This is a genomic window from Microcoleus sp. B7-D4, from assembly GCF_036705125.1.
Taxonomy (GTDB): domain Bacteria; phylum Cyanobacteriota; class Cyanobacteriia; order Cyanobacteriales; family Microcoleaceae; genus Microcoleus.
The window spans coordinates 1-22336 of record NZ_JAUBTT010000102.1 but is presented as its reverse complement, the minus strand read 5'-3'; the positions used below and the strand labels follow the sequence as shown (position 1 = coordinate 22336).

At 45.8% G+C, this 22336-nt stretch carries 26 protein-coding genes and 1 pseudogene; 19 read left to right on the top strand and 8 right to left on the bottom strand.

The annotated features are described in order from the left end of the window. Window positions 1-19: 19 nt before the first annotated feature. The 3 genes from ntrB (at window position 20) to QUB12_RS30635 (ending at window position 4055) form a co-directional block, all read left to right on the top strand. Window positions 20-865: a nitrate ABC transporter permease gene (gene ntrB / locus QUB12_RS30645; RefSeq protein ID WP_333142429.1), complete on the top strand. Its 846-nt coding sequence runs from the start codon at window positions 20-22 to the stop codon at window positions 863-865. A gap of 197 nt (window positions 866-1062) precedes the next feature. Then, complete coding sequence (locus QUB12_RS30640; protein ID WP_333309920.1) at window positions 1063-3063, top strand: nitrate ABC transporter ATP-binding protein; 2001 nt, start codon at window positions 1063-1065, stop codon at window positions 3061-3063. A gap of 146 nt (window positions 3064-3209) precedes the next feature. Continuing rightward, window positions 3210-4055, top strand: a complete 846-nt coding sequence (locus tag QUB12_RS30635; protein ID WP_333142427.1) for a nitrate ABC transporter ATP-binding protein — start codon at window positions 3210-3212, stop codon at window positions 4053-4055. A 599-nt stretch (window positions 4056-4654) separates the two neighbouring features. Here QUB12_RS30635 and QUB12_RS30630 read toward each other — a convergent pair. Beyond that, a pseudogene (locus QUB12_RS30630) lies at window positions 4655-5201 on the bottom strand (DUF6745 domain-containing protein); the annotation flags it as partial. Window positions 5202-5350: 149 nt separating this feature from the next. After that, the gene (locus tag QUB12_RS30625; protein ID WP_333309916.1) at window positions 5351-8221 is read right to left on the bottom strand and encodes a diguanylate cyclase; all 2871 of its coding nucleotides are present in this window, start codon (window positions 8219-8221) and stop codon (window positions 5351-5353) included. Window positions 8222-8982: 761 nt separating this feature from the next. On the opposite strand from QUB12_RS30625, the gene QUB12_RS30620 reads away from it, so the two are divergent. From QUB12_RS30620 to QUB12_RS30595, 6 genes are all read left to right on the top strand, one after another. After that, on the top strand, window positions 8983-9561 hold the full coding sequence (locus QUB12_RS30620; protein ID WP_333142425.1) for a class I SAM-dependent methyltransferase: 579 nt from the start codon (window positions 8983-8985) through the stop codon (window positions 9559-9561). A 322-nt stretch (window positions 9562-9883) separates the two neighbouring features. Continuing rightward, on the top strand, window positions 9884-10429 hold the full coding sequence (locus QUB12_RS30615; protein ID WP_333142424.1) for an RNA 2'-phosphotransferase: 546 nt from the start codon (window positions 9884-9886) through the stop codon (window positions 10427-10429). A gap of 71 nt (window positions 10430-10500) precedes the next feature. After that, window positions 10501-11709 (top strand): AAA family ATPase, encoded by a 1209-nt coding sequence (locus QUB12_RS30610; RefSeq protein ID WP_333142423.1) that lies wholly within the window; start codon window positions 10501-10503, stop codon window positions 11707-11709. Next, the gene (locus tag QUB12_RS30605) at window positions 11684-11869 is read left to right on the top strand and encodes a hypothetical protein (protein ID WP_333142422.1); all 186 of its coding nucleotides are present in this window, start codon (window positions 11684-11686) and stop codon (window positions 11867-11869) included. The genes QUB12_RS30610 and QUB12_RS30605 overlap by 26 nt, the downstream gene beginning before the upstream one ends. Before the next feature lie 426 nt (window positions 11870-12295). Next, the gene (locus tag QUB12_RS30600; protein ID WP_333142421.1) at window positions 12296-14506 is read left to right on the top strand and encodes a PAS domain S-box protein; all 2211 of its coding nucleotides are present in this window, start codon (window positions 12296-12298) and stop codon (window positions 14504-14506) included. 26 nt (window positions 14507-14532) lie between these two features. Beyond that, entirely contained in the window at window positions 14533-14826 is a 294-nt protein-coding gene (locus tag QUB12_RS30595) for a TIGR03792 family protein (RefSeq protein ID WP_333309913.1), read from the top strand. Between the two features lie 237 nt (window positions 14827-15063). On the opposite strand, the gene QUB12_RS30590 is transcribed toward QUB12_RS30595, so the two are convergent. The 5 genes from QUB12_RS30590 to QUB12_RS30570 form a co-directional block, all read right to left on the bottom strand. Continuing rightward, complete coding sequence (locus tag QUB12_RS30590; RefSeq protein ID WP_333309910.1) at window positions 15064-15522, bottom strand: type II toxin-antitoxin system VapC family toxin; 459 nt, start codon at window positions 15520-15522, stop codon at window positions 15064-15066. Beyond that, a complete protein-coding gene (locus QUB12_RS30585; RefSeq protein ID WP_333309908.1) occupies window positions 15522-15764 on the bottom strand; it encodes a hypothetical protein in 243 nt (80 codons plus the stop codon). The genes QUB12_RS30590 and QUB12_RS30585 overlap by 1 nt, the downstream gene beginning before the upstream one ends. Window positions 15765-16000: 236 nt before the next feature. Next, the gene (locus QUB12_RS30580; RefSeq protein WP_106147613.1) at window positions 16001-16213 is read right to left on the bottom strand and encodes a hypothetical protein; all 213 of its coding nucleotides are present in this window, start codon (window positions 16211-16213) and stop codon (window positions 16001-16003) included. Then, window positions 16197-16472 carry a BrnT family toxin gene (locus QUB12_RS30575; RefSeq protein ID WP_333309905.1) on the bottom strand — a complete coding sequence of 92 codons (276 nt, stop codon included), beginning with the start codon at window positions 16470-16472 and terminating at the stop codon, window positions 16197-16199. The genes QUB12_RS30580 and QUB12_RS30575 overlap by 17 nt, the downstream gene beginning before the upstream one ends. A gap of 122 nt (window positions 16473-16594) precedes the next feature. After that, entirely contained in the window at window positions 16595-16861 is a 267-nt protein-coding gene (locus QUB12_RS30570) for a hypothetical protein (RefSeq protein ID WP_333309903.1), read from the bottom strand. 104 nt (window positions 16862-16965) lie between these two features. Between QUB12_RS30570 and QUB12_RS30565 the strand changes: the two genes are divergently transcribed. The 7 genes from QUB12_RS30565 (at window position 16966) to QUB12_RS30535 (ending at window position 19082) form a co-directional block, all read left to right on the top strand. Continuing rightward, a complete protein-coding gene (locus QUB12_RS30565) occupies window positions 16966-17478 on the top strand; it encodes a papain fold toxin domain-containing protein (protein ID WP_333309900.1) in 513 nt (170 codons plus the stop codon). A gap of 42 nt (window positions 17479-17520) precedes the next feature. Then, the gene (locus QUB12_RS30560) at window positions 17521-17889 is read left to right on the top strand and encodes a hypothetical protein (RefSeq protein WP_333309897.1); all 369 of its coding nucleotides are present in this window, start codon (window positions 17521-17523) and stop codon (window positions 17887-17889) included. Between the two features lie 18 nt (window positions 17890-17907). Next, the gene (locus QUB12_RS30555) at window positions 17908-18030 is read left to right on the top strand and encodes a hypothetical protein (RefSeq protein WP_333309895.1); all 123 of its coding nucleotides are present in this window, start codon (window positions 17908-17910) and stop codon (window positions 18028-18030) included. A gap of 71 nt (window positions 18031-18101) precedes the next feature. Further along, complete coding sequence (locus QUB12_RS30550; RefSeq protein WP_333309892.1) at window positions 18102-18365, top strand: hypothetical protein; 264 nt, start codon at window positions 18102-18104, stop codon at window positions 18363-18365. Further along, window positions 18365-18739, top strand: a complete 375-nt coding sequence (locus QUB12_RS30545; protein ID WP_333309889.1) for a type II toxin-antitoxin system VapC family toxin — start codon at window positions 18365-18367, stop codon at window positions 18737-18739. The genes QUB12_RS30550 and QUB12_RS30545 overlap by 1 nt, the downstream gene beginning before the upstream one ends. A gap of 59 nt (window positions 18740-18798) precedes the next feature. After that, a complete protein-coding gene (locus QUB12_RS30540) occupies window positions 18799-18930 on the top strand; it encodes a hypothetical protein (protein ID WP_333309887.1) in 132 nt (43 codons plus the stop codon). Next, complete coding sequence (locus QUB12_RS30535) at window positions 18930-19082, top strand: hypothetical protein (RefSeq protein ID WP_333309885.1); 153 nt, start codon at window positions 18930-18932, stop codon at window positions 19080-19082. Before QUB12_RS30540 ends, QUB12_RS30535 begins: the two co-directional genes overlap by 1 nt. 12 nt (window positions 19083-19094) lie before the next feature. Here the strand turns inward: QUB12_RS30535 and QUB12_RS30530 are convergent, their stop codons facing one another. Further along, window positions 19095-19523: an RDD family protein gene (locus QUB12_RS30530; RefSeq protein ID WP_333309882.1), complete on the bottom strand. Its 429-nt coding sequence runs from the start codon at window positions 19521-19523 to the stop codon at window positions 19095-19097. 200 nt (window positions 19524-19723) lie between these two features. Between QUB12_RS30530 and QUB12_RS30525 the strand changes: the two genes are divergently transcribed. The 3 genes from QUB12_RS30525 (at window position 19724) to QUB12_RS30515 (ending at window position 22249) form a co-directional block, all read left to right on the top strand. After that, entirely contained in the window at window positions 19724-21100 is a 1377-nt protein-coding gene (locus QUB12_RS30525; RefSeq protein WP_333309879.1) for an NB-ARC domain-containing protein, read from the top strand. Between the two features lie 257 nt (window positions 21101-21357). Then, entirely contained in the window at window positions 21358-21834 is a 477-nt protein-coding gene (locus tag QUB12_RS30520; RefSeq protein ID WP_333309876.1) for a type II toxin-antitoxin system antitoxin SocA domain-containing protein, read from the top strand. Then, window positions 21815-22249, top strand: coding sequence for a hypothetical protein (locus QUB12_RS30515; protein WP_333309875.1), 435 nt, complete (start codon window positions 21815-21817; stop codon window positions 22247-22249). The genes QUB12_RS30520 and QUB12_RS30515 overlap by 20 nt, the downstream gene beginning before the upstream one ends. The last annotated feature ends 87 nt before the right edge of the window (window positions 22250-22336 follow it).

Below are 22336 nucleotides of genomic sequence, written 5' to 3'. Positions count from 1 at the left end.
AACAGAGGAGATAAGCAGGATGGCTGTAAGTACAAGTCGGAGAGGTAGAGTCGCTCCGCAAGCGGCGCTGGGCGAGTTTTGGAAGAAGAATTCCGCGAATATATTGCCGCCAATCTTGGGGGTACTTGGATTTCTGTTTGTTTGGCAATTCCTGTCAAGTTCTGGAATTATTAAATTGCCGGGGCCGACAAGCGTTTGGACAGATGAACGGACGCGGATTTTGCTGCTGTATCCTTTCATGAACTCCAAAACCTACGGAGTCGGACTATTTTGGCAGACTTTAGCTAGTTTGGAACGGGTGGCAAAAGGCTATACTCTCGCCGCGGCTGTGGGAATTGGCATGGGGGTTGTGGTAGGTACAAATCCTTTTCTAAATAAGGCTTTAGATCCGCTTTTTCAGTTTTTGCGGATGGTGGCTCCTTTGGCTTGGGTGCCGATCGCCCTGGCTGCACTGCAACAAAACGAACCTGCTGCTTTGTTCGTGATTTTTATCACTTCAGTTTGGCCGATTTTGATCAACACGGCTGAAGGTGTGCGCCAAATTCCAGACGACTATAACAACGTTGCGAAAGTGCTGCAACTTACTCGGAAAGAGTATTACCTCAATATCTTGTTTCCGTCGGCACTTCCTTACATCTTCACAGGATTGAGAATTGCGATCGGTTTGGCTTGGTTGGCAATTATCGCTGCGGAAATTGTGATGTCCGGGATTACAGGTATCGGCTTCTTTATTTGGAACGCTTACCAGCAAAACTACATCAGCGAAATTTTGTTAGCTGTAGTCTACATCGGGGCTGTTGGTTTGCTGCTCGATCGCATGATGGCTTGGTTGCAGCAAAAAATTGCTCCATCTCAAGGAAAATAGTTGTGCAAGTAACTCGCTAAATAATTTTGAGTTTTGAGTTGAAAGATTTGAGTTCAAAACTCGATATTTATATTTCAGGAAACTGCAATCTACACTGGGTTACGATATCAACAACAAGCGACAGTTAAAGCTAGCTGCTAATCAAGAAAGACTAGCAGCTAGCGAAATAACAAACCTACAAAAAAGGCAAGAAAATCATGTCTATTTTGATTGAAATAGAACAACTGGAAAAAGTATTTAATTTATCAGACGGCGGCACATACGTTGCTCTCAAAGGCATCGATCTGGAAATTGAAAAAGGCGAATTTATCTCCTTAATCGGACACTCCGGCTGCGGCAAATCTACGCTGCTAAATATGGTGGCAGGTTTGGATTTGCCGACAGAAGGATTGGTGACAATTGAAGGACAAAGAATCACCCAACCAGGCCCCGATCGCATGGTAGTATTCCAAAACTATTCCCTGCTACCTTGGCGGACGGTCAGAGAAAACATTACCCTAGCCGTAGACTCGGTAATGAGTGGCTTACCCAAAGCCGAACGCCTCGAAATCATTCAAAAACACATCGACATGGTGGGCTTAACTCCCCACGCCGAAAAACAACCTGCATTGCTATCAGGGGGACAAAAACAGCGCGTGGCGATCGCCCGTGCTCTGGCCCTGCGCCCCAAACTCTTACTTCTAGACGAACCCTTCGGCGCTTTGGACGCTTTGACTCGCGGCAACTTGCAAGAAAAGTTGATGGAAATTTGCCAAGAGTACGAAATCAGCGCCCTGATGGTAACGCACGACGTGGATGAGGCGGTGTTGCTGAGCGATCGCATCGTCATGCTCACCAACGGCCCAGAATCGAAGATAGGCGGGATTCTCGAAGTAGACATCCCCCGCCCCCGCAAGCGGATGGAAGTAGTCTCACACCCCAGCTACTACGCTCTACGTAGCGAAATGATTTACTTCCTCAACCAGCAGAAGCGCGTCAAAAAACTGCGGGCGCGGAAAGTACCGGCGATCGCCCGCCACGGCCTGGAAAAAGTCAACCTCGAACTCGGCTTTATTCCGCTGGCAGCCTGTGCTCCCCTCGCTGTCGCCAAAGAAAAAGGCTTTTTTGCCAAGCACGGCCTCGATGAAGTCCACCTCGTGCGGGAAACAAGCTGGCGCGGCATCGTAGACGGCATCGCCGCAGGTTACTTAGACGCAGCCCAAATGCCCTCTGGGATGGCGATGTGGTTGAGCTTGGGGGGGCACCAAGAGCAGCCGATTCCGACGGTTACAGCCCTCACCATGAGCCGCAATGGCAACGGAATTACCCTCGCGAGGCGCTTTTACGACCAAGGGATCTACACTCTGGCAGACTTTAAAAAAATGCTCCAGAGAACGCCCGCCCAAACGCACCGTATGGGCATCGTTCACCCTTCTTCGATGCACAACCTGTTGCTGCGTTACTGGCTGGCTTCCGGCGGGATTGACCCGGATCACGATGTGTTGCTGAAAAATATCCCACCGGCTCAGATGATCGTTGACTTGCAGGGCGGCACTATTGACGGTTTCTGCGTCGGCGAACCTTGGAACTTGCGGGCATCGATGGAAGGAGTCGGCTTTACGGTGGCTACAGATTTGGAACTGTGGCCGGGGCATCCGGGAAAAATTTTGGGGGTGCGGGAAGACTGGGCAAATGCTTATCCCAACACTCACATTGCTCTAGTCAAAGCTTTGCTCGAAGCTTGCAACTATTGCGCCGATCCAAGTCGCGCCGCCGAGGTTTCGGAAATTGTCGCGGGAAGGGAGTACGTCGCTACTGATAAGAGTTACATCCAACTCGGCGACCCCAAATCTTCTGCTTGCAACCTCGATACTCCGATGCGGGAATACGCCCACCACTTGTTTTCTGGAGAGGGGGTGAATCGCCCAAGCCGCACCGAACAACTCTGGCACATGGTGCAGATGGCGCGCTGGGGCGATACTGTGTTCCCGCGCAACTGGGTGGAAATTCTGGAGCGCGTGGTGCGAGTCGGTGCGTTCAGCACGGCGGCGCGAGAGCTGGGGATGGCTGAGATTACTTACACTCGCGGTTCTCTCAGCTTGTTTGACGGCTCGGTGTTTAATGCTGACGATCCGATCGGCTATCTCAACAGTCTGGCGATTAAACGCGATTTCACGATGGCGGAAGTTGTACTTGATTCCGACCGTAGAGTTGCTTAAAGTGGTTTTCAGTAGGATGCAAACAGGGTAATTGCTAATTGTTTAGTTGCTCATTGCTAATGGCTAGTTAGTAATTCCTTCTTCCCTCTTCCTTCTTCCTTCTTCCTTCTTCCTTCACCTATAACCCACTAACAAGTTCCAAAATCATGCTCAACACCACTACGAACCAAACTCAAACCAAAAAGCAAGACAAGAAAGTAAAGGATCGCCGGAAGCCTTTTTTGGTGATGGAAAATGTTCACAAATCATACCCAAATGGTTACAGAGCTTTAGAAAACGTTAACTTGACTGTAGCTGAGGGAGAGTTTATTACGCTGATCGGACACTCGGGTTGTGGCAAGTCAACGCTGTTGAATATGGTGTCGGGTTTTAGCCATCCGACTCAAGGCAGCGTCAGAATTAGCGGGCAAAAAATTGAGAAGCCGGGCCCCGATCGCATGGTGGTGTTTCAGGGTTACGCTTTGTTGCCTTGGCGGACGGTGTTTGAAAATGTTTACCTTGCGGTTAATGCTGTATTTCCTGAGAAGTCGAAGGTCGAAAAAAATGCGATCGTCAACGAGCATTTGGCGATGGTGGGATTGACTGAAGCTGCTGAGAAAAGACCGCCGCAAATTTCGGGGGGGATGAAGCAGCGGGTTTCGATCGCCCGCGCTTTGGCAATTCGCCCGAAAGTGCTGATTTTAGACGAACCTTTTGGTGCTCTGGACGCAATTACTAAGGAGGAATTGCAAGAAGAGTTGCTGAAAATCTGGAACGATCACCGCTGTACGGTGTTGATGATTACTCACGACATTGATGAAGCGCTGTTTTTGGCCGATCGACTGGTGATGATGACTAACGGCCCGTCGGCGACAATCGGTGAAGTTTTGGAGATTCCTTTCCCGCGTCCGCGCGATCGGGTTCAAATGATGGAAGATCCGGAATACTACAATTTGCGGAACTACGCCCTAGATTTCCTGTTCCGTCGCTTTGCACACGATCACGATGCCTAATCGGTTGGGAAATCAAAGTTAAAGAGGAGAATTATGAGACTTCTCGAACAAGTTTAATTCTTGTGCGGAGTAGGGATTAGGCATCCTGCCGGCCCAAGAGGAGCTTTTTTGCAGAAGTCTATTGAAAAGTTTAAGCCCCAGTGTTCCCCGATGTCAGGGGAACATCGCTGCGGGCGCAATTTTCCCGATCCGGTTGGGTAAACTGAAGCTTAATGGTGGACGAGAAGTTTTTTCGGACGTTCGGATCTTTTTCCGATATTTTACGTCTACCAGCGAAGAGACCCGATTGCCTAGCTGTCGGTAAGCTGGCATGAATAGAGCCCACCTTCGATCGAGGGTGGGCTTCTTCTTGATGTTATTAACCGTTTGTGGGCGATCGGTGGTTGGTGCATTCCACCCTTGGAACTGGCACACTGCAGGAACGTTTATCGCTGTTTCATGGATTAAGGCTGTTTTCAATATAGCGGTTTTCAGTGGAGTGAAGTACAGACGATCGGGTAGGAAAACGGCTGATCCTAAGTCCGGCGCGGGGATTTGCGACTTTTAACCATTGGTATAAGAGTGATGATTGTAGCAAGACTTTTTTTAATTTGTATTACTCAGGTTTGCACGGAAAACTCCTCTGGGTCAATATCCCAATTTACCCAGCGAATTGCTTCTTTAGCAGATCGCACATCAGGCGGCACTCGCAAAACGTGAATGTGTCCCGTACTCGGACAAGTCATTTTTAACAAATAAACTGGCTTTGCATTACCCACCCGATCAAAATCAGCGTCAAACTCGATGCTTAATAAAGTGTATTCCTGCCAACTATCTAATTCTGTCACCGCTAATTCTTGAATTATGCGATCGTAAGTAATTCCCTGAATTAACGCGCGCCGAATTTCTGCATTCTGTTCCTTCAACACCCACTTAGGATCGCGAATTAAATAACTTACAATTTTAATTGTTATTGTGGGATGGGCGTCCCGCCCGTCCCACAATCTTGTGGAAGTTATTTAATTCTCATTCCTTAGACTGCGACTGGTGCGGGTGCAGGCTACCTTACCATTCGGGTAAAATCACGCCGTGATAGGCATAAATCGAAACACCGTCGGCCAATTGTACCGCTGGTGTTCCTTCGGCGTGCAAGCGGTGGTTGCTGTCATGGCACGACCTCCTTTAACTATATTTATAGCAATTTGAATTCACCAAAGTTTGCCAGCACATTGGTAGGGTGCGTCTGACACAAAAAATTTGTTTAAATCGAAACCATAGATTTATGACGCACCATACAAGTTGATTTAACTATTATATTATCCTTGAAATCGGGCAACCGAAACCCGATCGCGCCCTGCTTCTTTCGCCCGATAAAGCGACTCATCGGCGATCGCAATTAGCTCTCCCGGCTGGGACTTCACCTCCGGAAGGCAGCAAGCTACACCCAAACTCAACGTCACGTATTCGCTGACAGCAGACTTAGCGTGAGCTATGTGCAAGCCCCGCACCTGTTGTGCGATCATTTCAGCTACGCAAGTGGCACCTTCAATATCCGTATTCGGCAAAACTACTACAAATTCTTCTCCACCGTAACGCGCTACTAAATCTGCCGCTCGCTTTACCGAATGCTGGATCACCGCCGCCACTTTCCGCAAACATTCATCCCCCGCTTGGTGACCATAAGTGTCGTTGTAAAGTTTGAAATAATCAATGTCGCACATAATCAAAGACAGCGGTGCTTCTTCCCTCGCCAAACGCCGCCATTCCGTATCGAGGTATTCATTAAAAGAGTGGCGGTTTCTTACCTCAGTCAAACTGTCGTAATTTGCCAAATAATGCAAGGCTCGATTCACTGTTTCTAACTGCTGTTTCTGCTGCAGCAACTGACGGTTGAGTTCCGCCAACTGCTGTTCGGCTGAGTGCGATCGCAACAAATTTCTCACCCTCGCCAGCAATTCCCTATCGTCAAAAGGCTTTGAAATATAATCGTCAGCACCCGCATCCAAACTTTCGATCCGAGATTCCATCCCCGATCGGGCTGTCAAAAAGATTACCGGAGTAGATTTCAATTCTGGCGTGTTCCGAATCTCCTTGAGCAAATCCAGCCCGTTTTGTCTGGGCATAACTTGGTCGCTCACAATCAAATTTGGCTGCAAACTTTTGGCTTTTTCTAAACCTTCAACCCCGTCACTCGCCACGGCGACTCGATAGTACGGACTTAATAAAGTTTGGAGGTAAGCCAGCAGAAAATTGTTGTCTTCTACTACCAGCAATAGCGGTAATTCTCGGCTGTCACTTGTTAATTGTTCCAGATGATTTTTGTCGTCAAAACTGTTAGGTTCCGGCAGCGGGGCCAGGGGTGTGGTCCCCCGGACATTTCCCGAACCCCACTCTCCAGAGCCGAACCCCGTCAGTCCAGCCAATTGGGCGATCGCGATCACCAACTGATTCGCTTCCACCGGCTTCGACAAATGCCTCTGAAACCCGGCCTCCAGCGCTTCGGCCGAATCTTCTTCCTCAATGCCTCCCGTCAGCGCCACGGCCGGCAGCAGTTCCCTGTGCTCGGACATTTCCATTGCTCTGATGCGACGGATTAAATCGCAGCCGTCGGCTCCCGATACCGTCATATCGCTCACCAACACGTCGGGCCGCGACTGTTGCAACTCGGCCATCGCTTCGCAGGCGCTACCCACCGCTATTACCTTGGCTCCAAATGCTTCGAGGCCAGTTTTGAGGAATTGCCGGATCTCGGTGCTGCTTTCCACCACCAGGACTTGCTTTCCCGCTAGGGGTTTGGAAACCGATCCGCGTCTGCTTTCCCTTTGGGCGATCGCAGCAGTGCGATCGTCGGGTGCATTTTCCTTGGCAATCGGTAGCAGCACCCCAAAGGTCGCCCCCTGACCGAGGCCGGGACTCGAAGCCCAAACACTTCCCCCGTGCAGTTCCACTAACTGCCGCACAATTGAGAGCCCGAGTCCCAGCCGATTTTGTTCCTTGTTCTGGAAGCTGTCTGCAGGGCGGAAGTAGTCAAAGATGTACGGCAGAAATTTGGGGTCGATGCCGCAACCGCTGTCGCTGACCCGAATCAAGACGCCCGACTCAGTAGCCTCGATCCGCACTTGAACTGGGTATGGTGTCGATTCTGGGGTGAATTTGATGGCGTTGGCAAGGAGGTTCCAGACTATTTGCTGCAAGCGTTCTGCATCTGCCAAAACGTAGCTGACGGCGGGGTCGAAATGTTTTTCTACGCGGAGGTTTTTAGCATCGGCGGCGGGACGGAGGGTGTCGATCACAGATTCTATGATAGACGGGAGGTGAACTTGGCCGATGTTCAGGCACACTTTCCCTCGCAGCAACCGCGAGAGGTCGAGGAGATTGTCTATTTGCCTGTTTTGTAATTTGGCGTTGCGCTCGATGATTTCCAAAGCGCGGCTGGTGGTGGCTTCGTTTAAATTGCGCGATCGAGCTAGCTGCGCCCATCCCAAAATCGCGCTGAGGGGCGATCGCAGTTCGTGGGAGGCGATCGCCAGAAATTCGTCTTTTGCCCGGTTGGCTTCGGCTTGGGCTGCTTCAACGGCTTTGCGATCAGTGATGTCGAATCCGATCGCCAAATACTGACAGGGTTTTCCCTTACAGTCCAACAGTGGAACTACTGCTGCGTACACCCAATAATCACTTCCATTCTTGGCTTTATTCTGAATATCTCCTTGCCAACTTTTACCTTTGGCAACAGTTGATAGCAGATTTTTGATGATTTCCGAAGATTTATATTCCGAATGGAGGATGCCGAAGTGGGAGCCGATTAGTTCGGCTTGGGAATAGTTGGATATGGAGCAAACTCGTTCGCTGACATAGTTAATAATTCCTCGCGCGTCAGTCCTCAGCGCCAGTGCCGATCGGTCGATCGCTCCTTTAAAATCTAAACATTCTTGTAGCGACGAATCTAGTTCTTTTGTCGTAGAAAATTGACCGAGCCGATCGGACGCGTTGTGTTGCTGGCGATCGGGCTTATCCTTACTCCGTTGTTGGATTTCCATTGCTTCTATTTTCCCCTGACGGCTGACACCTAATCTACTCGCATCCTGATTCATTATCACAATTTTCTTTCCCGCACCTGCGGGTGTAATATTTTGTATCTCTTCATCTTCCTGAAAAATTGGCAGGCACCACTTCCACTCGGGAGTCACCTCAATTGTTGTTTATAGTTGGCTAAAGTTTGTCAATCTGAGGACTGATTTTTCATATCTAGCCGATCATCGGCTGCTGGCTCATTTTTTTTTATCTTTTATCTTTTATATTTTACTAGGGGGAATCACGGAGAAATTTATGGTGTAGAGCACACACCGACAGTTGCATTGTTGTTTGAAACGGATATCATAACCGTCAACTTTTTTCTCACAATTACTCCTAGTATCTGGCACAAAGTCTCGTCTTCGGCAGGCTTTCGCGTCTGTGGCATTCTGCCTCATCTGCACTGAAGGAGATATATGTGCAGGGCTAGACAGTTCCCAAATCAGGGGCGGGTTTGGGTGCACGAAGTCCCTATCTGGCGATCGTCCGTAACTTCTTTTAAATTATTTTCTTCAACATCTTGACAGGTCTGTATATTTTTTGTATTATCAAATGTAATATGCTTTCCGAGAATAGAATCGGCAAACTGCCTAGACGCACTCAACTATTAACAATCTGAGGAAAATCGTCTGTGAATTTAGACGCTGTACGCGAGCAATTTGAACAAAGAGCTTTGATTATGACCAAGAATTTCAAAGGTGGTACCCGCCACGTGATTTATCAGTGGAATCAATCCCAAATCGAAAATCGAAAATCAGAAGAGCCCCCGCATTTATCCGTGGGGTCGCCTCTAAAATCTAAAATCTAAAATCTAAAATCGATTGACGGCTTAATTCCCCGCCTCATTCCGCGCTATGGCGAGCAACACGATGTAATATTGCAGTTAATCCCTTCTGAAACTAATGCTAACATAAAAGTTCTGGATTTAGGTGCGGGAACTGGCATACTGTCGGCTATGATTCTGCAAGCATTTCCTCAAGCAAAAGTCCTAGCCTTTGACATGGCCAAGAATATGCTGAAAACTTGCCAAACTAACTTGTCCGCTTTCCGAGAACGGCTGACCTTGCAGCAAGGAAACTTTGCCAAAGATGATTTCGGCAGCGGTTACGATTTGGTAGTTTCAGGGTTGGCAATCCACCACCTCGACAGCGCAGGCAAACAACAGCTATTTCACAAACTTTTCCACTCCATGAATCCAGGGGGAATCTTGCTAATTCGAGATATTGTGACAGGTGCTACTCCCCGGCTGACTGAGCAATACGAACAGTTGTGGCGGCAGTACATGAAAGCTAACGGAGAAGACGATGCAGCCTGGTTCCAAAAATATCGAGAAGAAGATATTCCCTCCTCTGTGGAAGAGCAGACAAAGTGGCTTGCAGAAGCTGGTTTGGCCGACGTAGGATGTCACTGGCGCTATCTCAACTTTGCTATTTTTGGCGGAGTTATCCCAAGGTAGAAGGCATTCGGCAGAATGCAGAGTTTTTGATAATTATCAAAATATAAAGCTCGTGAAAAATCGCCGATCCAACACTTTTTTATTCGCAGACGCCGAACCTAATTGTGTAGGTAGTTAAGGGCGGAGTTTAGCGCTAGAATTCGCGCATAAGACCATTTTTGACGTTCGGGAATCATTTTCTGCAAACCTTTAGATGCGGGTTCACTCAAGCGCCCTCTGGTAGTACAAACAGATTCAACAAACCCGCCTCAAATCAATGATATAACCCGCTAGTGACATTTTATAAAAGGTGATTTAAAAGCTCAATCAATAAAGTAGAATTATGAACGATTCTCGATTAGTAAAAATCAGCAGATATCTCAGCAAACACCTGCGTCACGCGCCCTCGCGCATCGGCATTGAACTCGCTCCCGGTGGCTGGGTTTCTGTTAGCGAACTCCTCGATGCGTGCCAAAAAAATAACTTTCCAGTTCAGCTTGCAGAACTCACCACAGTAGTCGCGCAAAACGACAAGCAGCGCTTTTCATTCGACTCCACAGGCACTCTAATTCGTGCTAACCAAGGACACAGCGTAGAGGTTGACTTGCAGTTAGAACCCGCTGTTCCCCCGGATATTTTATATCACGGAACAGGTAGCACTGCCGTCGAGTCTATTCTCAGTCAAGGAATTAGGAAAATGTCGCGACATCATGTTCATTTGTCGGTGAATATCCAAACGGCGCGCCAAGTAGGTGCAAGACATGGCATCCCGACAGTCTTTACTGTAGATGCCGCAGCCATGCAACGCGACTGTCATACATTTTACTGTTCGGCTAACAAAGTTTGGCTAGTAGATTTTGTGCCGCCCGCTTATCTCAAAATAAGTTGAGAAATTTCACTTTTTTTGTAGAATGTGTACCACAAAAACTGTAAAATAAGAGTAACTAGGAGTTTTGCAAAATGAGTGCGGAAGATATGGGCGATCGCGAAAACAATTTTCATCAAAGCAATTCTCAAAATAGAGGTCTGCTAGGCTCTGGTTGGCGACCTTTTTACCGTCAATTTGATTGGGAACACCTGGCACATTTAGCGTCTAGTGACCCCTTAGAACTAGCTCAAAAAACTTTAGGGGCAGCTAGCGACATTGCCGACGCCATGGGACGGCACCAATATACCTGGTGGGCAAATATTTTAAATGTCTTCTCGGAAAATACTCGCTACGAAATTGATGAGTTTTGGGATTACATTACTCCGCAGCCAGTTTACCCTGATTACCGCTACAAAGACATTTTAGCTACCGAAACGCCAGTGGTACAATTGGTCAGCCGCGCTAGCATTCCTATCGACTACGTTCTCAACAAACTCCAAGAGATTACTGTTTTCAAAGTTCTGGCTTTGCTAGGGAAACCGGATGCAATTACCCAGTCTTTTATGGAGCGACATTTTTCTTATCCCCCGGAGCGATTTGTTAGCTGGGAACGCTTGGAAGTTTTGGGTACTGTTTATGCTTCTTGGGCTCGATTCGGCTGCTGGCTACAAATTGAGAGTTACGACAGGGGAAGACGCTGTTACACTCTGATTTGCCAAGATATTGCGCCGCTCGTTAGCAAGGCAACTTATAATTTAGCGGTGATTCTGGGCGGGTACAAAAGCCGCGTCGGACAGGTTCACAGCCAGTTCCCAATTCGCACGTTTTCTGCGGAGGTTCAAAGTTTTACCGATACAGTTCAGCAGGCAATTTTGGATCAAAATCAGTTGGCTGTTTTGGTTAGTGGCGAACCGGGAACGGGCAAAACTGCTTGGACGCAAGCGGTAGCAAAGGAAATTTTAGTGCCGCTGGGTTATGTGATTTTTATCTTAGACCACGATGCTGTGGAAAATTTTGTGCCACCGAGTTATTTGGAGCGGATTTGTATTATTATCAATGAGGCTGATAATTTGGCTCAAGATCGATCGACCCCAGAAGCCCAACGCACTAACAAAACTGAACATATTTTGAGTTTGCTGGATGGAACTTTGTATCAAAGCGTCATCGACGATCAAGGGATTCAATTTCAGCAAAAACTCGTAGTTTTGATGACTTGCAACACCACTGAAAGATTAGATCCTGCAATGTTACGGAAAGGGAGAGTGGATTTTACCAGTGAATTTACGCACAAATTTGTTTGAGCGCTCTCTTGCATTCTTAAGCGATCGGGCGATCGCACTGGCTACACGATCTCATACCATGTTCGATGTGGGATTTTCAATTAAAGAATTGGGAATGACTGAGGAAGCTCATGGTTTGGATCGCGGGTCTACAGTTGCATTCTTTTGGGAACTTGTATAAAATACCGAACAATCACCAGGAAATCTTCTGAATATCAAAGTTTGGGGGAAACTTTCTTGAGTACCTATAGACCATTAGTGTCAACAATCGCCTAAAACCCTTTTTCTCTCTCGTTTTTTGCCTAGTCTCGCTGCCCTCTTGCGCCCCGGAATAGTCGCGGGAGACAAGAGAGCACTCCAGTCCCCTCCGACTATTATTCGGAGGGCGCCAGCGCGATCTATGCCTAATCCTCAAACAGCAACCGGGCACTAGCTTTGGTCTTAAGTAGATAGCAATGCCTATAGACATATCCCCATCAAAAATGATATCAATGATGGGTGATACCCTCTAAGGGTATCGTCCGAGAGAGCAAATCAGGGGAAAATAGCATTTTTGGTCTCAAACAGAATTTTTCAAACTTGACAGCTATGGAGGAAATCCCAAACCGTGCACACTAAGCCAGTTCAGCAAAAAAGTCAGGGACTGGGAAGGTACGTTGACGGGACTTTCCCGATCGCCCAACAACCTGCAGAGGCAGCCGTGTCCGAGAGTAAAGAGCGATTTCGGCGGTTTGTGGAGCGCTCCGCCGAGGCCGTGGCAATGGTAGATTGTGAAATGCGCTATCTGTCGGTTTCTCGTCGCTGGGAAACAGATTGGGGGTTGGGCGACGGCGAGGCCATCGGCCGATCTCATTGGGAACTGTTCCCGAATCTCCCGGAATATTGGGAGCAAAATGCCCAGGCTTGTTTGAGGGGAGTTTTGGAATACAGCGAGTTTGTGGCAGGGCGATCGATCGCATCTGTATCAGGAAAAAGCGCAAGCGGCTGTGTCAGCGAGTCGGTAAGATGGGTATTTCAGCCTTGGAAAAATAGCGAAGGTGCGATCGGCGGTTTGATTTTGTTTGCATCTAAGATAGCTGAGGCTCCCGCTCAAACCAATTGCTATAATAAATTTCAGTCCGAGGTCAAAAGAAAGCAGTTAGAAACAATACCAAAACTAACTCAAATTGCCCTCGAAAATGCTGCTGATACAATCTTTTTTAGTACCTCCGACGGTCAAATTTGCTACGCGAACAAAGCCGCTTGCCATCTTTTCGGCTACTCGGAATCGGAACTGCTAAACATGAGAGTTAGCGACATCGATTCGCATTTGCCAGCATCGGATTGGCGAGAACACTGGGATCAACTCAAGCAGCAAACCAACCTCACTTTTGAAACCAGTTACAAAACCAAAGACGGCGCCAGTTTTTCCGTCGAAGTTAAAGTCAATTATTTAGAATACGGCGGGTGCGAATACCGCTGCGCGATCGCCCGCGACATTTCCGCTCGCCTCGCAGCAGAATCAGCGCTCGTACAGGCAAAAGAGCAACTTCAAGCCGTTTTGGACGCCGTGCCCGGATTAGTTTCTTGGGTAAGTTCCGATTTGCGCTACTTGGGAGTAAACCGACATTTAGCTAGCGCTTATAAAATGCCGTCCGAACTATTTATCGGTCAAAAAGTAGGTTTTTTAGATACAAGTCCTAAATTTAACGATTTAGTATACGATTTCTTTGGCAGCCATAAAAAGAAGACATCTCAAGAAGTAACAGCGAGCATCAGAGGAGAAAATAAAACTTATCTAATAGTGGCTCAAAAATACCATAACAATACGGCGGCGGTATTTGTGGGATTGGATATTACAGACAGCAAACAGTCTCTTTTAGCTTTGCAAGAATCCGAAGAACGCCTGCGACAAGAAGCGTCTAAATTAGAGCAGACGCTGTTAATTTTGCAGCAAACTCAAACTCAACTGATTCAAACAGAAAAGATGTCATCCCTGGGGCAGTTAGTAGCAGGAATAGCGCACGAAATAAACAATCCAGTTAGTTTTATTTCCGGCAATGTCAGCCACGCCACGGGCTACATTCAAGAACTGCTGCGAACGATCGACCTTTACCAAAAGTATTATCCCCATCCCGTGCCGGAAATTCAAGATTTGATTGAAGAATTAGACTTAGACTTCATCAAAAAAGACTTGCCAAAACTGCTAAATTCAATGAAAGTCGGTTCTGAAAGGATTCGCGATGTCGTGCGATCGCTCCGTTTGTTCTCGCGTACCGACGAAGCCCAAATGAAGCCGGCTGATATCCACGAAGGTTTGGACAGCACTTTGCTGATCTTGCAAAATCGCCTGCAAGCTAAAGGGGGACGGCCGGGTATTTCTCTAGTTAAAGAGTACGGAGATTTGCCGCGAGTTCACTGCTATCCGGGGCACTTAAACCAAGTGTTCATGCACTTGTTGACAAATGCGATCGACGCTTTGGAAGAAGGGGGGAGAAATGCCGAAAATTATGGTAAAATTCAAAATCAGTCTTACTTGTCTTCAGCCAGGTCGAGTTCTGAAATATTCAATCCCGAAATTCGGATTCGCACCTCCGTGGTAGGGGAAAACGAAGTTGCGATCGCCATTAGTGACAACGGCCCTGGCATGACTGAAGAAGTCCTCGACTGCATCTTTGACCCTTTGTTTACCACTAAATGTCCAGACACGAGCACTGGTTTGGGTCTAGCAATATCCCAGCATTTAGTAGTAGAAAAGCACGGCGGTAAGTTGCACTGTGTTTCGCGTCCGGGAGAGGGAACTGAGTTGATAATTAAAATTGCGATCGGCAACGATTAATGAGCGATTTATAACAGGCAAATAATATGGTAATCGAGTGGCTAAAATTTCAAGTACCTCCCGAAAAGTGGGAGGCGTTTATTTTGCGAGATGAAGAAGTTTGGACGGCAGGATTGAGAAGTTTACCCGGTTTTTTGGGCAAGGAAATTTGGGTGGATGCGGTGGAAAATGAGGTGGTGATTTTGATTCGCTGGGAAACTAGGGAGAAGTGGAAATCGGTTCCGCAAAGCACAATAGATGAGTTGGATGCCCAAATGGGCGATTTGCAAATTGCGATCGCCGAAAGTCGCGAATATCAAGTTCGCAAGTTTTGGCATTAGTTAGTCAGCAGTCAGTTGCTCGTGTTAATTTTTGAAAGATTAATCATGGGTTTTACCTTGATTGTACCGCAGACATTGATTTGGTATTTGGTGTGAAGGGCGATCGATCTTGGTAGAATCATCGCACTGTTTGGTATTTGGTGTTAGGGGCGATCGCACTTTCATTTTACGCGATCGGTCATCAGAAACAAGAAAGGGCGATCGCTGTTTGTTTTGATGGGGCGAGATCCTTCATCCTTACTCTGGCGATGTTAAGATCCAGGATTCCAACTCAAATGGCTGAACTGCCTGAATGCGTTGGAAGTCTCGATCTGCAGTCACTAGGGTGAGTTGATGCTGGATTGCAACGGCGGCAATCCACAGGTCATTTTCGCCGATGCCCAATTGAGTCATGTTGGTTCTACGGCGTTGGGCTTTGTCTTTTGGGGCGTAGCGATCGAAAACTGCCGCTTTAAGATTGCCGTAAATTTCGGCGGTGGTTTCGTCGATGGGGTAGATGTATAGCCCAAGCAGGAAGCGTTGAACTAGGGCAAGATTTACCTGTCGTTGTTGTGATCGCGCCGCCATGTCAATCAGTTCACCCTTGACGATGGTGCAGGTGGCGATTGACTCATCCCCAAGGTTGGCAAGGCGATCGAGTAATTGAGTGTTCCCTAGTAGGGCATAGCTACAATGGTTGGTGTCGAGGAGAAACATTATTCAAAGGGATTGGGGCTGTAGTCAAATTCGGTTTCGCCGCGTGAGTTTTGGACGGCTTCTAGACATTCTTGGAAGTCGTCGCCTGACCAAGTGCCGATTGTCTTGAGGTGAGCGAGGAAGGATTTAGCAGATGTGATAGAAGGTTTGGTTGAGAGAGATTTCATGAAGCTGAGGGCTTCGGCAAGTCTTGTACTGGGCAAAGCTTCGATTGCTTGGAGGAGTTGTTCTTTGATTGTCATAGGGTGTGCCGGGGTTCTTGACTTATGGCGATCGCTCTTTCATTTTAGGCGATCGCTCATCTGAAAAAACAAAGGGCGATCGATCTTTCTTTTAATTCAAGCATCGAACTCATACAATCATCGCACTGTTTGGTATTTGCTGTTAGGGGCGATCGCACCACCCCTTGCTTTCCACCTATGCAACCACAGATAACCTAGAAACTTTCGGATCTGATTTGTTGTGCTGTGTACGCTACCTAGACAGTGACAGACTTGGCAATTTTTGCCAGCAATCGCAACGCTTCATTGACAGAAGCTGAGTCTCGAAATATTTCTGCTACGTCTGGATCGAGAATCACAACATTACTTGATTTCATATAGGCTTCATAGTATTTGCCACGGACACCACCTGAAAAATCGTATTCAGGTCTCATCTCGTCATTAATTGTTACTTCAGGTTCCTGACTCATAGCTTTTTCTCTCTTGTCGGGTGGCTAAACGGGCGCTGATTAAACGCACTTCACCTTCTCGTTCTGTATGGGACACAACAAAAAGGCGCTGTAAATTTGATTGACCGATCGTTAAAAGATGGAACTCACCTACAGAGTGGTTAGGGTCAGAAATTGTAATAGCCAGTGGATCTCCGAAGACAGTGACAGCTTCTTCAAAAGACACACCATGCTTTTTGGCATTACTAATCGCTTTGTTTGAGTCCCACTGAAACTTCATATATCTATTCTACTCTCAAGCAGAAGTGGGAGGTTGGCAATTGCCTAGCTTACTTCTGTATTTTACTATTTAGGGCAAAATGGCGAAAATCAAAAATGTCAATGTGACTGACTTCTAGGAACTCATAGACTCTGAGGAATGTTGAACTGCTGCTGTAGCGCTGTCATAGCTCTCTCTGCTGGGATTCCTTCACCTCGATCGAAGCTTTCGAGTCCTTTGCGGATGCCGATGATAGCTTCGAGGTAGTCGATACGCTCCAGCAGTTGTTCGTAGGTATTGAGTTGGGGGTTTGGAATGGATTTTAACGATCGTACCAAACTGAGAAGATCCGCAAGCAGTTCGTCAGGGGTGCTATCGATTTCTTGGATGAGGAGTTCTTTGATGGTCATCGCGGCATCTCACGAGGATTGATACTTTGATTGTAACGGCGATCGCTATTAGTTTTGATGGGCGATCGCTCTTGCTAGAATAATCGCAGTGTTGGGTATTTGGTGTGAGGGGATCTCGCGCTCCCTTGGACAAGCCTTGCAAGATCGCGATCGCACGCTACGCAATCTGCCCGCTCAATGGCAATGATTTTGAGATATACTTGTACCTAAATATAGGAGGTAAACTTTACACTTTGAGTTTAGATCCGAGTAGTTTAGATGAAATTCGAGAAGATATCGCTAAAATTGCCAGTCGCTATGGGGTCTTTCAATGTGTTGAATGCAGTCAGGCTATCAAAGAGTTCTTGACAATCAGAAACCTAAATGGTAAGCAGATTAAACTGGATTTAGAAAGGCAAGACCTACCTTGGTCAGTGATTTATGATTTACGACGACAGCAGCAAATTGCTACTAATGGCTACCATCAAGGGATATCAATTACAATCGACGAACAGGAAATTGTGTTTGATAATATAGATTGTAGTGGCGTGACTCGGCAGGAATGGCTACAAAATTTAACATCACCTACTCTGGAACTGGGTATGGGAAGTTTTAAGATTATAGAAGAGGAATTTTGAGCAGCAAAAGTTACAGTTATTTTCAAAAAAATGAGGTTAAAAATGCACGATTTATATACGCTGATTGAGAAAATTAAGAAAGCTCCTTCAATGTACTTGGGACGACATTCAATTATTTGTCTTCAGGCTTTTTTATCGGGTTACAGCATTGCTAAATATGACTTAGGAGAACAGCCAACGAAACAAGATAGCGATTTTATGCAGTTTCCTGAGTGGATACGAAAAAGATTCAACGTGCAGACTAGCCAATCTTGGGCTAACGTCATTCTGTTTTATTCGGAGGATGAAAGCAAAGCACTCGATCGGTTTTTTGAGCTGTTAGATGAGTTTATCGCTCGTCATTCTTCGGGTGATGCTTTAGGCGAAGGGGGATTGGATATAGAGGAAAAAGTGCAAGTTTTCAGGAGTTGATAGAAAGGACGATCGCTCTTGGTAGAATCATCGTACTGTTTGGTATTTGGTGTGAAGGGCGATCGCACTTTCATTTTAGGCGATCGCTCATCAGAAACAAGAAAGGGCGATCGATATCTGTGCAAGCATTTCACTGTTTAGTATTTGCTTTGGTGAAGAGTTTTGAGGTAAACTAGAATTGCTCAAAGTTTCTGGAGTCTGACATGGAAACAATGAAACTGATCTCGCATATTGGAAGCGATGGCATATTGCTTCTCCAAATGCCCACTGAGTTTAAAGATACTTCTGTTGAAGTGGTAGTAGTTGTAAAGAGTCTACCCTCAGAGGAAATTAAGCCGAAGTATAACGCTTGGGGAAAACTGACTACTAAAAAATCAATTCAAGCAGCAATTGCGAGAATGGTACAACTGCGGCAAGAAATTGCCTTGGATAAAAGCTCAATCCGTTCCATGATTGAAGAAGGGCGAAGGTTTTAATGCAGTTTGTATTGGATTGTTCTGTAGCCATTAGTTGGTGCTTAGTCGATGAAGAGAACGATTATGCCAATGCTATACTCGCGATGATGCCAGATTGCGAAGCATTTGTACCAGGCATTTGGTCGCTAGAAGTTGCTAATACTCTCCTGGTTGCCGAGCGACGCAACCGCATGACAACCGAGCAATCTGAGATAGCTATTACTTTGTTACAATCACTTTTAATTCAAGTTGATGACGCCACGGATAGCAATGCACTATCGTCAACTATAGTATTAGGAAGACAAGAAGGTTTAGCTGCTTATGATGCAGCTTATTTAGAGCTAAGCTGTGGAGCATTTAAATCAGTAACGAGGCTAGTAGGGTGCGTCAGCTAGAACCCTTACGCTGAAACGGAAAACCTTAGATGCTGACGCACCTTACGCAAGTCCTTTAAATGCCGAACAGCTTAGCTCTACGATTAGAATTGCCGATCGCAACTCTTGATAATCGCTTGGCGGAAGCGGCAACTCGCTGCGGTGTGGGTTTGGTAGCTGTTGGTGGAGAAATTCCCGAGATGGAGCCGTAATGCAATTGACAACAGATAATTGCTGCATCGGTTTCATGCGATCGCTCTTTCATTTTAGGCGATCGATCGTCAGAAACAAGAAAGGGCGATCGCCCTTTATTCGTTATTCGTTATGGGGCGATCGCTATCTGTACAATTATTGCAATCGTTAGCACTAGAAACTGTTATTTTTCAACAACTAAAGTTCCTGTAATCAAATCATGCAGTGCCTGACTCGTCTCAGTCAAGGGAACTGGCAGAAAGTCAACTAGAACTAATCCAGTGAAGAATACAAAAGCAAAATACCTTGCTGTTGCCCTGGCAAAAGAAATTTTGTTTTCATTTAGATCGGATACAGTAAGCCCAAAGGCTCTTTTACCGAGCGTCGCCTTTCTAGGAGAACTATGAGAGATCGAGTAGTAAATCCAACCCACAATGATAAGTACCAAAAAACCTAGTTCATTGCTAACTGCTGTAGTAACGCTTGTAAATAGCACTGGAAACAACAAAGATAGTAACGCATAGACGATTACGGCTAATACAAACCAGATAATTAAGTCAAAGAGAAAAGCAAAAAAACGCTTTCCAATATTCGCATACTGCATTTCTAACATCCTTGAATTTACTATTTGATACTTCTCCTATGGTTCTTATAAATCAGAAATTTTTAAATAAAAAAATGTTGGATTTTGCCGATGATTTTACCTTGCTTTTAATCTCTTTAATCTGTTTTTGTATGAAACTGTACGCAAATGTAGTAAAATGTTGTAAAATGTGAGCTACAATACATAAAACTCTCGCATCTCCCTGCCAGATGAATCTTAAAGAAATGTTAAATCTTGCCGATCGCATAATTTTCGAGAAAACGGGTCAACACCTGGACGATTTACAAGCAGCGGTACTGCGGGGAACTCTGCAACGCGAAACATACAAAGAAATAGCGAAAGAGTTTGAATGTTCTGAAAGTCGCATCAGGGAAATTGGATCGGAATTATGGCAGATACTTTCAGAAAACTTAGGGGAAGATGTCAATAAAAAAAATTTTCGATCGGCAATGGAGAGGTTGCAAGTCTCGATAGTTTCACATTATGCACAAGACTCTGTGCAAATAGGCTTCGTTAATTTTTGTGGAGAAAACAGAGACCCGCCAGATAGATCAAAGTCAGATCCAGATAATGACGAAACAGCTAACGCAAAACAAACTAAAACTTCGCATCAAGATTTAAGCGAAATGCCGGAGTTGGGTAATTTCTTCGATCGCACTTCCTCACTCCAAACCCTCACAACCTGGATTCTACAACAAAACTGCCGCCTCATCACCATCACCGGTATCAGCGGCATCGGCAAAACATCCCTAGCAGTACAACTCGTAAAACAAATCAAAAACGAGTTTGAGTACGCAGTTTGGTACACGCTAGACGAATTCCCCACCATCGATAAATTTCAATCTAACCTAATACAGCTTTTTTCCCAGTCAGAAAAACAAGATTCATCCCCAACAAACCAGAAACCCTTACCGCTGATTAAATATTTACAAAACCATCGCTGTTTAGTAGTCTTGGATGACGTTCACAACCTTTTTTCTAGCGGCGAATTCGCAGGAAAGTATAAACCAGAATACGAAGAATATCGCTCCCTATTCAAACAAATAGAAAAATTATCCCATCAAAGTTGCTTCCTGCTAATCGGTTGGGAACCACCCAAAGAAGTGCCTCAACTCACAAGCGAAAATACTCCCATTCGTACCTTACAACTCACTGGTTTAGACACTGCGACCGCACAGGAAATCCTCAGAGATAAAGGATTAGCTGAAAGTGATAACTGCGAAGCACTCATTCACCGCTACCAAGGCAATCCCTTATGGTTAAAAAGCGTGGCGACTTTGATTCAAGAGTTGGGAATCGGCGCGACTGAGGTATTAATAGATGATACCATATTGTTACCCGAAGATTTAAAAGATGTTTTACAGCAGCAGTACGATCGCACTTCCGAACTAGAAAAACAAGTCATGTCATTGTTGGCGACAGAAAACCAGCCAGTCAACGTCGCCACATTGCTACAAAATGCACAAATATCATCATCAGATTTGCTAAACGCATTGCAATCTCTATCGCGGCGCTGCTTGCTCGAAAAAGAAGCAAGTCTTTACACTTTGTCACCTGTACTGAAGCAATATATCAAAGGATTGTAACGGAGATGTCGCACCAATATCAATAAGGGGCTTTTTCGTGGGTGGGGGCGGGTTTACGAGATTGTTCGTTTTAGGCAATTATTGTTGGTGAACCCGCCCCTACAAATTTTTGACAGAGGGTAAGATTTCAGTTATACCCAATCCGGCTTAAATACCTCCTTTATTTCTTAGTTTGACAAGAAGCGGTTTCAACCGCCCCATCATAAAGAGTGGTGACTGTGCTATCATAGAATACAAAACTTATTGAGTCGAGTTAGATGACCACAATAACTACAGTCACAACAGCCTCAAAACTCGCTGATTACTACATCTGGTTCGCGAATGATGTAGGCTCCTATCTCAGCAACCACAAGCTACAAAAACTTTTGTACTACGCCCAAGCATGGTATTTAGCATTTGAGGATACACCGCTTTTTGAGGAAGATTTTGAAGCTTGGGTGCACGGGCCAACTATCCCGGCTTTATTTTATGAATACAAAGAACAATTTGACTGGAAGCCAATTCTGAAAGAAGTCGAAAAACCCGAATTTCCCGAAGAAGTACAAGAGTTTTTAGACGAGTTATCCGACGAATATTTCTTTTGCGATGCCTATGAGTTAGAATTGATGGTGCGCCGCGAAGACCCTTGGATTAATGCTAGAGGTGATTTGCCAAAAGATGAACCTTCTCATGCTATTATTACCAAGGAATCAATGAGAGAATTTTACAAAAGCCGTGTCATCGAAGAAAATTAAGAAAGCAGATATACGCCGCCAGGAATCTTTATCTCGCATCAATCGTCTTGATGTAAAAATACCGGAAGGAGTTAGTTTTTCTTTCAGGTATTATCAGGATGATAAAAATAAGTTCTCAATTGGTGGTAGAGATGCTAAGTATTTAGCATCTCTATTGAGACGGCTGCGCGATTTGTCACAATTGAACGCTCAAGAAATTATCAATAATCAGAGTAAAAGTCTGCGCTGTCATGGCATAGTTTGGAAAAATACTACTGAACTTAATGGCTTTGGGATTCCCAATGAAGATATCCTAATCAATATCCCCTACCAGTTTCAAATATCTGCTAATGAATACGGCAGAGTGCATGGATTTTTTAGTGAAAATGTTTTTTATATTGTCTGGCTAGACCCAGACCACAATCTTTACAGTTGAAATTATAGCCGAAGGAAGAAGGAAGAAGGAAGAAGGAAGAAGGAAGAAGGAAGAAGGAAGAAGGAAGAAGGAAGAAGGAAGAAGGAA